Source organism: Ferrovibrio sp. (assembly GCF_017994015.1).
Lineage (GTDB): Bacteria > Pseudomonadota > Alphaproteobacteria > Ferrovibrionales > Ferrovibrionaceae > Ferrovibrio.
On the sequence record NZ_JAGOLP010000013.1, the window covers coordinates 41,032 to 55,993 of the forward strand.

Below are 14,962 nucleotides of genomic sequence, written 5' to 3' on the forward strand. Positions count from 1 at the left end.
AATCATCCTTCGATTTGCGAAAAGTCGGCGACACGGTCCATGCTGCCGGCAACGGCGGCGAGCAGGCTTAAACGATTGCGGCGCAAGGCCGCGTCTTCGGCATTCACGGTGACACGCTCAAAAAACATATCCACCGGCTGGCGCATCAGCGCCAGAGCAGCAAGATATTTGGCGAAGCCGGCGGCATCACCGGCGGCATTCTGCTCGGCGCGGCCAATCTCGGCCAGGATCGCCGCCACCGCCTTTTCCTCGATCTGATCCAGGAAACCTTCGGCCACTTCGCCCAGCGGCAGATCGGGGGTCTTTTTCAATTCGGCGCGCACGATGTTGTTGGCGCGGCGATAGGCGGTCAGCAGGTTGCCGCCATCCTGCGAGGCCAGGAAGGCGCCCAGGGCTTCGGCCTTGGCCACCACGCGCAGCAGATCGTCGTCGCCGCCCTTGGCAAACACGGCGCTGATCACATCGTGGCGCACGCCCTTTTCGCGCAGGAACACCTTCAGGCGATCAACAAAGAAACGCAGCAATTCATCGGCCACATCGCGGCCCGGCTCAGCCTGCACAGAATGCAGCGACAAGGCCGAGACAAAAAGCGGCTTCAGCGCCAGTGCCAGCTTGTTTTCCAGGATGATGCGGATCACACCCAAAGCCGCGCGGCGCAGCGCAAACGGGTCTTTCGAGCCGGTCGGCTTCTCATCGATGGCGAAAAAGCCGGTCAGGATGTCGATCTTGTCGGCCAAAGCCACGCTGATCGCCACCGGGTCGCTCGGGCAGCGGTCAGCCGGCCCCTGCGGCGAATAATGCTGCGCAATGGCCTCGGCCACCGCCGCAGGCTCGCCATCATGCTGCGCATAATAACGCCCCATGATGCCCTGCAATTCGGGGAATTCGCCCACCAGGCCGGTCAGCAGGTCGGCCTTGGCCAATTCGGCGCCACGACGCGCCTGTTTGGTATCGGCGCCGATCAGCCCGGCAATCTCAAAAGCCAGCCGTTCAATGCGCGTCACCTTCTCGGCCAGGGTGCCGAGCTTGGCATGGAACACGATGTCCTTCAGGCCCGGCAGGCGGCTATCCAGGCGCTGCTTGCGATCCTGGTCCCAGAAGAATTTTGCATCCGAGAGCCGCGCCGCCAGCACACGCTCGTTGCCGGCCACCACCTGGCGGCCACCATCATTGGTCAGCGTGTTGGCGACAATGACAAAACGCGGCGCTAGATTGCCGGCCGGATCATTGAGCGCAAAATATTTCTGATGCGTACGCATCGCCGTGGTCAGCACTTCGCGCGGCACATCCATGAAGGCCAAAGGAATCGCGCCCAGCAGCACCACCGGCTGCTCCACCAGGCCAGCCACTTCATCGGCCAGGCCGGCATCCTCAATCAGCGCCAAGCCTTCATTGCCGGCGGCAAAGGCGGCATCCTTCAGGATCATCTCGCGCCGCACAGCGAAATCCGGCTCAACATAGGCGCCGCGCAAAGAGCGCAGCCAATCATTGGCATCGCGCACGGCAAAGCGTTTCGGCGCCATGAAACGATGGCCGCAGGTGCTGTCGCCGGCCTTGAGATGGCCAAAGTCTAACGGCACCACCTGGCCTTCAAACAGGCACAGGATACTGTGCAGCGGGCGCACCCAGCGCATGGTGTGATCGGCCCAGCGCATCGATTTGGGCCAGGGCAAAGCCGCCAGCGCGGCGGGCAGCAGGTCGAGCAGCACCTCGGCCGTGGGCCGGCCCTGCTTCTCGATCACGGCGAACCAGAATTCGCCCTTGCCGGTATCGCGCTTTTCGCATTGCTCCAGGCTGTCCAGCCCGGCCGAACGCAGGAAACCCTGCACGGCAGCTTCCGGCGCGCCGACACGCGGGCCTTTTTTCTCATCGCGCAGATCGGCCTGGGCGCGCGGCAACCCCTTCACCACCAAAGCCAGGCGGCGCGGCGTGCAATAGGCCCGTGCCTCGGTGAAACCCAGACCGGCCTGTTTCAGCCCCTCGCCCACCAGCCGCTGCAAATCCTCGGCGGCGCGCTGCTGCATGCGGGCCGGAATCTCCTCGCTATGCAGTTCCAGCAGCAATTCGCCCAGCATCTACAGGCTCCCTTCCGGCAGATGGCCGCGCGAGCGCAGCCATTGTGTGCAGCAGGCTTTGGCCAGGGCGCGCACACGGCCGATATAGGCGGCGCGCTCGGTGACACTGATCACGCCACGCGCATCCAGCAGATTGAAGGTGTGGCTGGCCTTCATGCACTGGTCATAGGCCGGCAAAGCCAAGCCCTTTTCCACCAGCGCGATGCATTCCTTTTCCACATCGTTGAAACGGCGGAAAAGCTGCTCGGTATCGGCATGTTCAAAATTATAGGCGGAGAATTCCTGCTCGGCTTGCAGGAACACATCGCCATAGCTGACACCACGGCCGTTGAAATCCAGGTCGTATACCCGGTCCTTGCCCTGGATATACATGGCCAGGCGTTCAAGGCCATAGGTGATCTCGGCTGCCACTGGCGAGCAATCATAGCCGCCGACCTGCTGGAAATAGGTGAACTGCGTCACCTCCATGCCGTCGCACCAGACTTCCCAGCCCAGGCCCCAGGCGCCCAGCGTCGGGCTTTCCCAATCATCCTCAACAAAGCGGATATCATGCCGCTTGTGATCGATGCCCAGCACCGCCAGCGAATCGAGATACAGCTCCAGCACATTGGCCGGGCTGGGCTTCAGGATCACCTGAAACTGGTAGTAATGCTGCAAGCGATTGGGATTCTCGCCATAGCGGCCATCCTTGGGCCGCCGCGAGGGCTGCACATAGGCGGCATTCCAGGGTTCCGGCCCAAGCGCCCGCAACGTGGTGGCGGGGTGGAAAGTGCCGGCCCCAACCTCCATGTCGTAAGGCTGCAAGATGGTGCAGCCCTGGCGCGCCCAATAGGTCTGCAACGCCAGAATCAGGTCTTGAAAAGCATGTGAGGTGGGCTGTCCGGTGGGCGCCATTATGCTGCCGTCCGTGCCTGAGGTGGCTGAACCAAGGGTGGCGGAAAATCGGGCGGACCTTAATGGCCGCCTCGCCCCCGGTCAAGCACCCCGGCCGCGCCAGTTATGGCGCCGTATCGGCTGGTAATTTCACAGCTTGGCGCCAGTGCATCCGGGCGTGTCGCACGGCCCCTTGGCGCCAACCGGGCGATAGGTGCCGCAGCCCGGGCAGGCCACCATGTCCTCGCCGCCCATTTCCGCCGCCTGGCTGGCTGGCTGGGGATCAGCGGCGGGGGCCGCCTGCTGGCGCAGGCGCTGCGCCTCGGCCTCGGCGGCGGCCTTCTGCTTGTCGCGTTCAGCCTGCGCCGCTTCCCAGCGCCCGTAATACTTGTAGCCATAATACGCTGCGGCGATGACGCCGATCAGCAGCAGGAATTTCAGCATCGCCCAGCTACACCCAAAAGGAATTGACGCCCTATTATATGGGCAGTGCCGCGCCTTCGCGCAATACGGCATCGATTTCCGGGAAATAACTGCCATCCGGCTGGTGCAGCACCAGGCCGGGGTGCAGCACCAGCGGCGCCTTGCCGCCCTTCACGGCACGCAGGATCAGCCGCTTGGCCGGCTGGCCCGGCTTGGAAAACAGCGGCACCAGTTCGATACTGCCGGCCTTGGGCGCCAAGGCAGCCAGCAGGGCGCCAAGCTGCTCCACGCGCTGGATCAGGGTGAGCCGGCCGCCCGGCTTGCAATGGCGCAGCAAAGCCGCCACCCAGGCGGCGCTATCGGCCCCCTGGCGCGCCAGGGCGCGGCCGGGATCGGCGGCGGCGCGATGCGCACCCGGCGCAAAATACGGCGGATTGGCAAAAACCTGATCGTAGCTATTGGGCGCGATACCTGGAATCCGTTCGCGGATATCGCCCGGCAGCACCCGCAGGCTGGCTTCCTGGCCATTGGCGGCGATGTTGCGTCCCGCCAGGGCAACCAGATCGGGCTGGATTTCCACACCATCAATGCCAAGCCCGGGCAGCCGCGCCGCCAGGCACAGCATGGCCACGCCAGTGCCGCAACCCAGTTCCAGCACACGCTGGCCGCGCCGCGCCGGCACGGCAGCCGCCAGCATCACCGCATCGGCACTGGCGCGCTGGCCCTGGCGCGGCTGGGTCAGCATCACCCGGCCGCCCAGCAGCGCATCGCGGGTGGTGGCGGTGGAAGCCGGCTCAACCATGGGCTCCGCCGGCATGAACCGCCCAATGCTTGACCGAAAAGCCCATCCAACTATGCTTCTGGCAACGCAGTGTTTTTCTTGCCACAGGATTATCCGCTTTGTCGCAACCGGCCCAGATCATTCAGCAAAGCCCGGCTCCGGTTCCCAACTCGGTGCCCAGCCCGGTGCCCAGCATAGAGCCGCTGCGCCAGCTTGTCGCGGCGGAGATGGACGCGGTGAACCGCGAAATCCTGCTGCGCATGGAAAGCGACGTGCAGCTTATCCCGCAACTGGCCCGGCATCTGATCGCCAGCGGCGGCAAACGTATCCGGCCCCTGCTCACGCTGGGCGCCGCCCAGCTTTGCGGCTATCAGGGCGACAAGCAAATCCTGCTGGCCGCCTGTGTGGAATTCATCCACACCGCCACCCTTTTGCATGACGATGTTGTGGACGAATCCGAGCGCCGGCGCGGCGCCGACACCGCCAATGTGGTGTGGGGCAACCAGGCTTCCGTTCTGGTGGGCGATTTCCTGTTCAGCCGCGCCTTCCAGCTCATGGTGGAATCCGGCTCGCTGGAAGTGCTGCGCATCCTGGCCGGCGCCTCGGCGGTGATCGCCGAGGGCGAAGTGCTGCAATTGATGACCGCCAATGACATGGATTCCACCGAGGCGGATTATCTCAAAGTGATCGAATCAAAAACCGCCGCGCTGTTTGCCGCCGCCTGCCGGGTGGGCGCCGTGGTGGCCGGGCGGCCTGAGGCCGAGGCCGAGGCGCTGGATGGTTATGGCCGCGATCTCGGCATTGCCTTCCAGCTGATCGACGATGCGCTGGATTACGGCGCCGATGGCGCCACGCTGGGCAAGAATACCGGCGACGATTTCCGCGAAGGCAAAGTGACCCTGCCGGTGGTGCTGGCGTTTAATCGTGGCACGGAAGCCGAGCGCGCATTCTGGCGCCGGGTGATTGAACAGCCCGAGCAGCAACAGCCCGAGGATTTTGCCGAAGCCCTGCGCCTGATGCGCCAGCATGGCACGCTGGCCGAAACCCTGGACCGCGCCCGGCGCTATGGCGCCACCGCCAAGGCCCGGCTGGCCGGCTTCCCTGCCGGCGCAATGCGCGAGGCACTCGCCGAGGCGGTGGATTTCGCAATCCACAGAGCGCTTTAGGCACCCAGCCGAGCATCCGGCCCCGGCCCGGACTTTAGCGGCGATTTCCGCCGCCCACCGCTTGAACCCCAGCCGGCAAGGCGCTATACAGTCGCCCGCAACCGCCGGACGGAGTGTAGCTCAGCCTGGTAGAGCACTAGCTTCGGGAGCTAGGGGCCGGAGGTTCGAATCCTCTCACTCCGACCAGGCGGTTGCTTACTTCCCCCTTACAATCTGGCTGGCTTTCTGCGCAGGGTTCAGACCTGCCCGCGCCGCATGGTTTCGCGGTAGAGGATGTAGAGCCCGCTGGCGACCACGATGGCGGCACCGATCCAGGTTTGCGCATCCGGGAAATCGCCGAACAGATACCAGCCGAACAGCACCGACCACAGCAGGTGGGTGTAATCAAACGGCGCCACCACGGAAGCCGGGGCGCGGGCGAAGGCGCGGGTCATGCAAAGCTGCGCCATGCCGCCAAGCAGGCCGACCGCGATCAGCAACGGCAGATCGGCCAGGCTGGGCGTGACCCAGAACCACGGCAGCGCCAGGCCGGTATAGAGCGTGCAGAAAGCCGTGAAATAGAAGGCGGTGCCATTGGTGGTTTCAGTGGCGGAGAGTTTGCGGATCTGGATCATCGCCAGCGCATAAAGCAGCGTGGCCAGCACCACCAGCAGCGAACCGCCCTGCATGAAGCCCTGCTCCGCCCCCTGGCCGATGCCCTGCCCCGGCCGCAGGATCACCAGCATGCCGATAAAGCCGACCACAATGGCCGACCAGCGATGCAGCCCGACCCGTTCGCCGAGCAGCCAGACCGACAACACGGCGATGAAAATCGGCGCCGAGAAGGCGATGGCGGTGACTTCCGCCAGCGGCATGCTGCGATAGGCATAGAAAAAGCACAGCATGGCGAGGCAGCCATAAACCGAGCGCAGGCCATGGCCGGCAATGCGCCGGGTGTGCAGATCGGCCCAGCCGCGCCCGCCGCGCCAGATCATGAACAGGATCGGCGGAAAGGCGAACAGGCTGCGGAAAAACATGATCTGCGGCGTGGGATAACGCGGCGACAGCCATTTCACCACGGCATCCATCAGGCCAAAGATGGCCGCCGCCAGCACCATGAAGCCGATACCAATCGCTATACTGCGCTGCGCTGACATGCCACCCGACATTGCCGGTGATTAAAATAAAAAAAGGCCCGGCATGGTTTTGCCATGCCGGGCCGGGCTTTGCACCCCTTGCGGGGCCGTGCTGGCTCAACTTAATGAATCGGTCACCCGCACCCAGCGGCCATTACGCACCTGCACCATGAACACCGCATCGGTGCCGTGGCGCTTGTTGCTGCCGAAGGTCATCACCGGGCCGCCGAAAATATCCTTGTAACCCTGGATCGATTCCATCGCCTTGAGGAAACTCTCGGTGGTGAGATCCTTGCCGGCGCGATCCAGCCCCATCACGATCAGATCGGCTGCCACATAGGAGAATTGCGCCGCCGGATTGGGGTCGGTGTTGAACTTGGCGCGATAACGCTCCACCCATTGCTGGATCGCCGGATTGGGCGAGTCACGATAGGGCGCTTCAATCTGGGTCATGGTGTAAAGCCCCTCCGTGGCGCCGCCCGGCGCGCTGGAGACATTGAGATCAAAGGTGGCGGTGGTGCCCACCATATCCACATCCCAGCCCATCTTCTTGGCCGTGGAGGGGGCGCCGATGGAATCGCGGATGATGGCGCCGAGCACGATCAGATCACATTGCGCCGCACGCAGCTTGGTCAATTGCGCGGTGAAATCGGTATCGGTCGGCTTGTGGGTGGCGGTTTCCACCAGTTTGATATTCATCGCCGCTGTTTGGTCGCGCGCGCCTTCAAACACTTCACGGCCATAATCGGTGTCCTGATACAGCGCGCAAACCGCCTTCTTGCCCTTCTGTTCGACAAAATACTTCACCGCGCCGCGCATCTGCGCATAGTAGGACGCGCCGGAAGCCCATTTCAGCGGATGGAACGGTTCGTAAAGCTGGCGCGCCCAGGAAAGCGGAAACATGTTCGGCACACCGGCCTTGATCGCATCCGGGATCACCGCATTGTTCATCGGCGTGCCGGCGCCAAGCAGCAGCAGGAACACCTTGTCGCGGTTGAGCAGCTTGTTGCCAGCCTGCACCGCACGCGGCACCTGATACTGGCTGTCCTCCACCACATATTTGATCTTGCGGCCATGAATGCCGCCGGCCGCATTCACTTCGTCAAAACGCATCCGCGCGGCATTGGAGGAATGCACGCCGAAAGCGGCGGCAACACCGGACAGATCGGTATGGCTGCCAATCACGACCTCGGTTTTGCTGACGCCCTGAGCCTTGGGCTGGGCCGCAACCGGCGCGGCAAGGCCAAAGCCGATAGCCGTGGCGCAGAGAATGGCTGATGCAATGGTGGTGTTAAATCCCGACATGATGCCTCCCCAGGCAATGGATATGTTTTATTGACGCAAACAACGCAACGCGCAGCAGATTGGCGGCGGGCATTGCTGGCCCGCCGCCAACTGAAAGGCCTAGCTGCCGTAATTCACCGGACCATCGATCATCACAAAGCGGCCCTTCTGCACCTGGAACAGGAAGGCTTCATCCGAGCCCTGGCGCTTCTCCGGGCCGAAATTGACCACCGGGCCGCCGAAGATATCGCGGTAGCCCTTGATCGAATCCATGCCGGCGATGAACTTGTCGAGCGTCAGATCCTTGCCGGCGCGATCAATGCCCTGCACCACCAGATCCATCAGCGAATAGCCATAGACCGCGCCGATATTCACATCGGTGTTATACTTGGCCTTGTATTTGTCCATCCAGGCGGCGAGATGCGCCGGGGCGGTATCGCGATACGGCAGGATAGTGCCGGCCATGGTGTAGAAGCCTTCAGTGGCGCCGCCCGGCGCCGAGGCCACGATCTGATCATAGGATGCCGACTGGCCGATGAAATCCACATCCATCCAGCCCATCTTGCGGGCGGTGGCGTATGGCACGATGGCATCGCGCACGATGGAACCGGAAGCAATCAGGTCGCAACCGGCACCACGCAGCTTGCTGATCTGCGCGGTGAAATCGGTATCGGCCGGCTTGTTGGTGGCGGTTTCCACCAGCGCGATTTTCATCGCCTGGGTCTGGTCGCGCGCCGCCTCGAAGATTTCCTTGCCAAAATCAGTGTCCTGATACAGCGAGCAAATCTTCTTCTTGCCCTTCTTCTCCACCATCCATTTGATGCCGGCACGCATCTGATCGTAATAGCTGGAGCCGGCAGCATATTTCAGCTTGTTGTAGGGCGCATACATCTGCCGCGCCGCTGTGAGCGGGAACATGTTCGGCACGCCGGCCTTGAGCTGATCGGCCATCACCGCATTATTCATCGGCGTGCCAAGCGACCCCGCCATCAGGAAGATGTTGTCGCGGTTGATCAGCTTGTTCACTGCCTGCACCGCGCGCGGCACCTGATACTGATTGTCTTCCACGATCAGTTTCAGCTTGCGGCCATAAATGCCGCCGGCCTCGTTGATCTCGTCGATACGCATGCGCATCGCATTGGATGAATGCACGCCATAGCTCGCCGCCGGCCCGGACAGGTCGGTATGCATGCCGATGACAATTTCATTTTTGCTGACACCGCGCACCTTAGCGCTCTGCGCTGTGGCGGCAAAAGGAACGGACAAGGCCAGAACCGCAGCCCAGCCGACAAACGTGACTCTGCTCATGTGGTTTTCCTCCCGGTTTTATAATTGTTATGGGGAGAGTGTAGCTTGCCGCCAGAACCGCGCCAGCCCCTATTTTTACCTGGGCCGCAATCTCGCATCTGCGAAAAGAAAACGCCCGCGAGCGTGGTTCTCGCGGGCGTTGCATCGGCCAAAGGGCCGAAAGGCTGAGGCTATCAGTAGACCAGCGGGCCATCCACAAGCTGGAAGCGGGCCGACTTGATCTGGAACAGATAAGCCGCCGTGGAACCCTGGTGCTTGGTCTTGCTGTAGGAAATCACCGGGCCGCCGAAGATATCGCGATAGCCATCAATGCTTTCCAGCGCAGCCAGGAACTTCTCGGTGGTCAGATCTTTGCCGGCCTTTTCCAGCGCCGTGATCATGAGATCGCCCATGACCTGGCCATAGACCGAACCGATATTCGGGTCGCTGCCATACTTGGCCTTGTAGGCATCCCACCACTGGCCGACCACCGCCGGAGCCGTGTCACGATACGGCATCATGGTGCCGGCACCGACATAGAGCCCTTCAGTGACTCCACCCGGCGCCGAAGCCACGATCTGGTCGAAGCTGGCCGACTGGGCAACAAAATCCACATCCATCCAGCCCATCTTGCGCGCGGTGGCATAGGGCAGAATGGCATCACGCACGATCGAGCCAAGGCCGATCAGGTCGCAGCCGGCGCTGCGCAGCTTGGTGATCTGCGCCGAGAAATCGGTGTCGGTCGGCTTGTTGGTGGCGGTTTCCAGCACCGGCATGTTGAGCGCCTTGGCCTGGTCGTTCACCGCATCGAGGATTTCCTTGCCGAAATCCGTATCCTGATACAGCGTGCAGAGCTTCTTCTTACCCTTCTTCTCGACCAGATACTTGATGCCGATACGGGTCTGGTCGTAGTAGGACGAATAGCTGGTGAATTTCAGCGGGTGGAACGGCTCGGCCATCGAACGCGCCGCCGTCAGCGGGCTGAGATTGGGCACGCCGGCCTTGAACTGATCGGCAAACACCGCGTTGTTCATCGGCGTGCCGAGCGCGCCGGCCATCAGGAAAATCTTGTCGCGGTTGATCAGCTTGTTGGCCGCCTGCACAGCACGCGGCACCTGATACTGGTGATCTTCCACGATCAGCTTCAGCTTGCGGCCATGCACGCCGCCCTGGGCGTTGATTTCATCGAAGCGCAGGCGCAGGCCGTTTGACGAGCTGACGCCATAGCTGGCTGCCGGACCCGAAAGGTCGGTATGCATGCCAACAACGATCTCGTTCTTGGTGACGCCGCGCACGGACTGGGCCTGGCCGGCACCGGCGATCAGCGCCAGCGAAGCGGCAAGGGCGCCGCCGTAAGCTAGGGTACGAATTCGCATGTTGTTCCTTCTCCTGGTTTGGCTATTGACGTTTCTCACCCAAAACGACGGCGTTATTCGCCGCCGCGATACATTTCCTCAATCATGTCCTTGTACTTCTCGTTCACGAATTTGCGCTTCAACTTCATCGTCGGCGTCAATTCGTCATCCTCGGCGGTGAGCTGCTGCTCAATCAGCCGGAATTTTTTGATCGTCTCCACGCGAGCGAAATTCTTGTTCACCTTCTCGATTTCCTGCCAGATCAGATCCTGCACTTCCTTGGTGCGGCAGAGCGAGGCGAAATTGGTGAAAGGCACATTCAGGTCCTGGGCGTATTTCACCACATTGTCATGATCGATCATGATCAGGCAGGACAGGAATTTACGGCGCTCGCCGATCACCACGGCATCGGAGATATAGGGGCTGAATTTGAGCTGATTCTCGATTTCCGACGGCGTGATATTCTTGCCGCCGGCGGTGATGATGATGTCCTTCATCCGGTCGGTGATCTTGACCCAGCCTTCATTATCGATCAGTCCAACATCGCCGGTGTAAAGCCAGCCATCCTTTACCGTTTCGGCCGTTTTGCTCGGGTTGTTGAGATAGCCGAGGAAAACATGCGGGCCGCGCAGGATGATCTCACCCTCCGGGCTGAGCGCCACTTCGGTATTCGGCACGGCCTTGCCCACCGTGCCGAGTTTGAGCCGGCCATCCTGCGGTGCGGTGGCAAGGCCAACATTCTCGGTCTGGCCGTAAACCTCGCGCATATCCATGCCAATGGCGAGATACCATTTGATCAGATCGGGCGAGATCGGCGCAGCACCCGTGGCGAGCCAGCGACAACGATGGATGCCGATGATGCGCTTGATATTCTTCAGCACCAGATGATCGGCCAGCCAGAAGGCGGCCTTGAGCAACGGCGACGGCTCGCGCCCTTCCAGCTTGGCCTCGGCCATCATGTAGCCGATGCCCAGCGCATTTTTGTAGGCCCATTTGCCGAAGCCGGTGGCATCCTTCATGCGGATGGCGATGGCGGAGAAAAACTTCTCCCACAAGCGCGGCACGGCGAAGAACAGCGTCGGCTGCACTTCCTGCAAATTCTGCGGCACGGTGTCCGGGCTTTCGGCAAAATTCACCGTGGAGCCGGATTTCAGCGGCCAGAGCACGGTGAAGCCGCGTTCGGCGATATGGCACAAGGGCAGGAAGGAAAGCTGTTCGTCGTCGGGATACTGCTCCATCAGCCGGTAGCTGTTCTCAAGCTGGAACAGCAGATTGGCATGGCTGATCATGGCGCCCTTGGGCGCGCCGGTGGTGCCGGAGGTGTAGATCAGGATCGCCAGATCGCCCGGCTTGCCCTTTTCCAGCTCGGCTTCCCAATAGCCCGGATGCTGCTGCTCGAAGGCACGGCCCTGGGCCAGCAATTCATCGAAGCTGATCACCATCGGATCGCGGAAGTCCTTCAGGCCTTCCATGTCGATCACCACGATCTTCTTCAAAGACGGTACGCGGTCGCGCACCTCCAGCACCTTGTCGAGCTGTTCGTCATTCTCCGCGATGTAAACCACGGTGCGGCTGTCGTTGAGAATGTAATCCACCTGCTTGGCGGAATCGGTGGTGTAGATGCCGTTGGTGACGCCGCCGATGCCCTGAATGCCCATATCGGCATAGAGCCATTGCGGATTGCCTTCGGAAATGATCGACACCACATCGCCGCGCCGCACGCCGCAGGCCGCCAGACCCAGGCCGGTATATTTGGCATTCTCGCCATATTGCGCCCAGGTGATGGCATTCCAGATGCCGAATTCCTTTTCGCGCATGGCGATGGCGCTGCCGCGCTCGGCGCAGCGGCGCCAGAAATAGCGCGGAATCGTATCGCGCTCGATGATTTCAAGAATTTCCTTGTCGACCGCCACGTTCATTGCCGTCATGACGCCCTCCCCGGGCCTGCCGCCCATTTGCCTGTCGCCCGCATGCCTAGCGCCCAAATACCTAGCGCCATGTCTTGCGCTTCTTCCAGCGGCGTTTGCCACGCACGCCTTCTTCCTTCTGGCCGAGATAGAATTCCTTGATGTCGTCCTTCTCGAGCAGGCGCTCGCAGGTATCTTCCATCACGATGCGGCCCACTTCCAGCACATAGCCGAAATGCGCGGTGTGCAGCGCCACATTGGCATTCTGCTCCACCAGCAGAATGGTGGTACCCTGCTCCTTGTTGATACGCACCACGATCTCGAAGATATCCTTCACCAGCTTGGGCGACAGGCCGAGCGACGGCTCGTCCAGCAGCAAAAGCTTGGGCCGCCCCATCAGCGCCCGGCCGATGGCCAGCATCTGCTGCTCACCACCCGACATCGAACCGACCGGCTGCGCCTCGCGCTCCTTAAGGCGCGGGAAATAATCGAATACCAGGTCGATATCCTTGGCGATGCCGTCGCGGTCGCGCCGCGTATAGGCACCCATCATCAGATTCTCGCGCACGGTGAGGAAGGGGAAAGTCTCGCGCCCCTCCGGCACATGGCCGATGCCAAGCCGCATCACCTTGTCGGGGTCCATCTTCTGGATTTCACGGCCTTCGAAAATCACGCTGCCCTTCTGCGGGTCCATCACACCGCAGATGGTTTTCAGGATCGTGGTCTTGCCGGCGCCATTGGCGCCCAGCACGGTGACGATGGCACCTTCCGGCACTTCCAGGCTGACGCCGCGGATCGCCATGATCGGACCATAATAGGTCTCGATATTGAGCAGTTTGAGGATCGGTTCCTGCGCCATGCTCAGCCCCCCAGATACGCCTTGACCACTTCAGGGTGGCTTTGCACTTCCCGCGCCGTGCCGGTGGCCAGCACGCGGCCGTAATTCAGCGCCAGCACACGGTCGGAAACCTCGTTCACCAGGCTCATATCGTGTTCCACCATCAGCACGGTGATGCCGAGGTCGTTCTTGATATCCTGAATCCACCAGGCCATGTCCTCGGTCTCCTCGGTATTGAGGCCGGAGGATGGCTCGTCGAGCAACAGCAGTTTCGGCTCGGTGCAGAGCGCACGGGCCAGTTCCACCACTTTGCGCGCGCCATAGGGCAGGTTCACGATCAGTGTGTCGCGATATTGTTGCAGGTCGAGGAAGTCGATCACATCCTCGGCCTTCTTGCGATGTTCCACTTCCATGCGACGCACACTGGGCAGGAACAGCAATTCGGTGAGCAGGTTTGAGCCGCGATGCGCATGGCGCCCGAGCAGCAGGTTCTGCAACACGGTGGCATGTTCAAACAGCTCGATATTCTGGAAAGTGCGGGCGATGCCAAGGCCGGCAATGTCATGCGGCGGCAGCTTGGTGATGTCCTGATCCTGGAAGATCAGGCGGCCCTCGGTGGGATTATAGATGCGGCTGATCAGGTTGAACACCGTGGTCTTGCCGGCACCATTGGGGCCGATGATGGTGAACACGGTGCCGGGCGCGATCTCAAAATCCACCCCGTCGACCGCCTTGATGCCACCGAAGTTGATGGCGATATTCTCGGCTTTGAAGAAGGTCACCGGTTGCGCTCCGACTTGGTGTAGGTTTTCTGCTTCTTGAAAGTGGCCTTCTTGTACATCGGGAAGAGCGAGAAATAGAGCTTCACCTTGAGCCAGCGGCCATAGATGCCGTAGGGCTCAAACAGGATGAAGAAAACCAGGATCAGGCCGAACAGGCCGGGTTCCAGGCCGGGCTGGCGCGAAATCGCCTGCGGCAGATAATCACGCCCAATCGCGATAAGCTGCGGCAGCGAGCCGACAAAAGCCGCGCCGTAGATGGCGCCATGGATCGAACCCAGGCCGCCCACCACCACCATCAGCAGCAACTGGATCGAGAGCAGGATGTTGAAGGCATCCGGCGCCAGATAGCCGATCTTGTGGGCAAACAGCGCGCCGCCGAAACCGGTGAAGCCGGCCGAGACGGCAAAGGCCATGGTCTTGTAGCGCGCCAGATTGACACCCATCGACTGCGCTGCAATCTCGCTGTCGCGGATGGCGATGAAGGCGCGGCCGGTGGGTGAACGCAGGATGTTCAGCGCCGCCAGCACCGCCAGCACCAGGCAGAAGAAGGTGAGGTAATAGAACGGCACATCATCGGTGATGGTGATGCCGAAATATTCCGGGCGATCCACCGGGAAGCCCTTGAAGCCGCCGGTGACACTTTCCCACTTGATCAGCACATGCTCGATGATGAAGGCGAAGGCCAGCGTGGCAATCGAGAGATAGATGCCGGTGAGCCGCAACACGCGCGAGCCGATGATCATGCCGATCAGCGCCGAAAGCAGGGTGGCGGCAACGATGGCGACGATGAACGGTGCGCCATGCGAGAGCAACACGGCATGGGTGTAGCCGCCGATACCAAGGAAGGCAGCATGGCCGAGCGAGACCTGCCCGGTATAACCGGTGAGCAGCATCAGGCCGATGCCGACGATGGACAGGATGAAGACGTAGGAGATTTCGCCGAGCCAGAAATCCTCCAGCACAAAAGGCGCCAGCGCCAGTACAAGCAGCAGCAGCCCGTACCAGAAGCGGTCGACCTTGTCGCGCGTCAGGTTGATATCCTGGTTATAGTCGGTCTTGAAGAAAAAACGCATGGC

13 protein-coding genes and 1 tRNA gene are annotated in these 14,962 nt (G+C 61.6%); 2 read left to right on the forward strand and 12 right to left on the reverse strand.

The genetic code is table 11. The features are described 5' to 3' along the window. Positions 1 to 2 precede the first annotated feature (2 nt). From glyS to KBB36_RS09210, 4 genes are all read right to left on the reverse strand, one after another. Positions 3 to 2,072, reverse strand: coding sequence for a glycine--tRNA ligase subunit beta (gene glyS / locus KBB36_RS09195; protein ID WP_290979270.1), 2,070 nt, complete (start codon positions 2,070 to 2,072; stop codon positions 3 to 5). 3 nt (positions 2,073 to 2,075) lie between these two features. Next, on the reverse strand, positions 2,076 to 2,969 hold the full coding sequence (locus KBB36_RS09200; protein WP_290979144.1) for a glycine--tRNA ligase subunit alpha: 894 nt from the start codon (positions 2,967 to 2,969) through the stop codon (positions 2,076 to 2,078). Between the two features lie 129 nt (positions 2,970 to 3,098). Beyond that, positions 3,099 to 3,392 (reverse strand): hypothetical protein, encoded by a 294-nt coding sequence (locus KBB36_RS09205; protein ID WP_290979147.1) that lies wholly within the window; start codon positions 3,390 to 3,392, stop codon positions 3,099 to 3,101. 34 nt (positions 3,393 to 3,426) lie between these two features. Further along, entirely contained in the window at positions 3,427 to 4,188 is a 762-nt protein-coding gene (locus tag KBB36_RS09210; RefSeq protein WP_290979150.1) for a methyltransferase, read from the reverse strand. A 191-nt stretch (positions 4,189 to 4,379) separates the two neighbouring features. Here KBB36_RS09210 and KBB36_RS09215 point away from each other — a divergent pair, with 191 nt between their 5' ends. Both KBB36_RS09215 and KBB36_RS09220 read left to right on the forward strand, forming a co-directional pair. Then, the gene (locus KBB36_RS09215) at positions 4,380 to 5,318 is read left to right on the forward strand and encodes a polyprenyl synthetase family protein (RefSeq protein ID WP_290979274.1); all 939 of its coding nucleotides are present in this window, start codon (positions 4,380 to 4,382) and stop codon (positions 5,316 to 5,318) included. A 109-nt stretch (positions 5,319 to 5,427) separates the two neighbouring features. Next, positions 5,428 to 5,504 (forward strand) — tRNA-Pro (locus KBB36_RS09220). A 50-nt stretch (positions 5,505 to 5,554) separates the two neighbouring features. Here KBB36_RS09220 and KBB36_RS09225 read toward each other — a convergent pair. The 8 genes from KBB36_RS09225 to KBB36_RS09260 all read right to left on the reverse strand — a co-directional run bounded on the left by KBB36_RS09225 (position 5,555) and on the right by KBB36_RS09260 (position 14,959). After that, on the reverse strand, positions 5,555 to 6,454 hold the full coding sequence (locus KBB36_RS09225) for a DMT family transporter (RefSeq protein ID WP_290979153.1): 900 nt from the start codon (positions 6,452 to 6,454) through the stop codon (positions 5,555 to 5,557). Between the two features lie 96 nt (positions 6,455 to 6,550). Continuing rightward, positions 6,551 to 7,738, reverse strand: a complete 1,188-nt coding sequence (locus KBB36_RS09230) for an ABC transporter substrate-binding protein (RefSeq protein ID WP_290979158.1) — start codon at positions 7,736 to 7,738, stop codon at positions 6,551 to 6,553. A gap of 99 nt (positions 7,739 to 7,837) precedes the next feature. After that, the gene (locus KBB36_RS09235; RefSeq protein WP_290979164.1) at positions 7,838 to 9,025 is read right to left on the reverse strand and encodes an ABC transporter substrate-binding protein; all 1,188 of its coding nucleotides are present in this window, start codon (positions 9,023 to 9,025) and stop codon (positions 7,838 to 7,840) included. A 173-nt stretch (positions 9,026 to 9,198) separates the two neighbouring features. Then, positions 9,199 to 10,380, reverse strand: coding sequence for an ABC transporter substrate-binding protein (locus KBB36_RS09240; protein WP_290979167.1), 1,182 nt, complete (start codon positions 10,378 to 10,380; stop codon positions 9,199 to 9,201). A gap of 53 nt (positions 10,381 to 10,433) precedes the next feature. Continuing rightward, positions 10,434 to 12,287 (reverse strand): AMP-binding protein, encoded by a 1,854-nt coding sequence (locus KBB36_RS09245; protein ID WP_290979170.1) that lies wholly within the window; start codon positions 12,285 to 12,287, stop codon positions 10,434 to 10,436. A gap of 61 nt (positions 12,288 to 12,348) precedes the next feature. Beyond that, positions 12,349 to 13,125 carry an ABC transporter ATP-binding protein gene (locus tag KBB36_RS09250; RefSeq protein WP_290979173.1) on the reverse strand — a complete coding sequence of 259 codons (777 nt, stop codon included), beginning with the start codon at positions 13,123 to 13,125 and terminating at the stop codon, positions 12,349 to 12,351. A 2-nt stretch (positions 13,126 to 13,127) separates the two neighbouring features. Then, on the reverse strand, positions 13,128 to 13,886 hold the full coding sequence (locus tag KBB36_RS09255; RefSeq protein WP_290979176.1) for an ABC transporter ATP-binding protein: 759 nt from the start codon (positions 13,884 to 13,886) through the stop codon (positions 13,128 to 13,130). Further along, positions 13,883 to 14,959 (reverse strand): branched-chain amino acid ABC transporter permease, encoded by a 1,077-nt coding sequence (locus KBB36_RS09260; RefSeq protein WP_290979179.1) that lies wholly within the window; start codon positions 14,957 to 14,959, stop codon positions 13,883 to 13,885. Before KBB36_RS09260 ends, KBB36_RS09255 begins: the two co-directional genes overlap by 4 nt. Between the last annotated feature and the right edge of the window lie 3 nt (positions 14,960 to 14,962).

What these genes read in the sequence shown, in the direction of transcription:
- KBB36_RS09210 (WP_290979150.1), bottom strand. Translation starts at nt 4,188, where the DNA reads ATGCCGGCGGAGCCCATGGTTGAGCCGGCTTCCACCGCCACCACCCGC.
- KBB36_RS09260 (WP_290979179.1), bottom strand. Translation starts at nt 14,959, where the DNA reads ATGCGTTTTTTCTTCAAGACCGACTATAACCAGGATATCAACCTGACG.
- KBB36_RS09200 (WP_290979144.1), bottom strand. Translation starts at nt 2,969, where the DNA reads ATGGCGCCCACCGGACAGCCCACCTCACATGCTTTTCAAGACCTGATT.
- KBB36_RS09240 (WP_290979167.1), bottom strand. Translation starts at nt 10,380, where the DNA reads ATGCGAATTCGTACCCTAGCTTACGGCGGCGCCCTTGCCGCTTCGCTG.
- KBB36_RS09205 (WP_290979147.1), bottom strand. Translation starts at nt 3,392, where the DNA reads ATGCTGAAATTCCTGCTGCTGATCGGCGTCATCGCCGCAGCGTATTAT.
- KBB36_RS09245 (WP_290979170.1), bottom strand. Translation starts at nt 12,287, where the DNA reads ATGACGGCAATGAACGTGGCGGTCGACAAGGAAATTCTTGAAATCATC.
- KBB36_RS09215 (WP_290979274.1), top strand. Translation starts at nt 4,380, where the DNA reads ATGGACGCGGTGAACCGCGAAATCCTGCTGCGCATGGAAAGCGACGTG.
- KBB36_RS09225 (WP_290979153.1), bottom strand. Translation starts at nt 6,454, where the DNA reads ATGTCAGCGCAGCGCAGTATAGCGATTGGTATCGGCTTCATGGTGCTG.
- KBB36_RS09250 (WP_290979173.1), bottom strand. Translation starts at nt 13,125, where the DNA reads ATGGCGCAGGAACCGATCCTCAAACTGCTCAATATCGAGACCTATTAT.
- KBB36_RS09235 (WP_290979164.1), bottom strand. Translation starts at nt 9,025, where the DNA reads ATGAGCAGAGTCACGTTTGTCGGCTGGGCTGCGGTTCTGGCCTTGTCC.
- KBB36_RS09230 (WP_290979158.1), bottom strand. Translation starts at nt 7,738, where the DNA reads ATGTCGGGATTTAACACCACCATTGCATCAGCCATTCTCTGCGCCACG.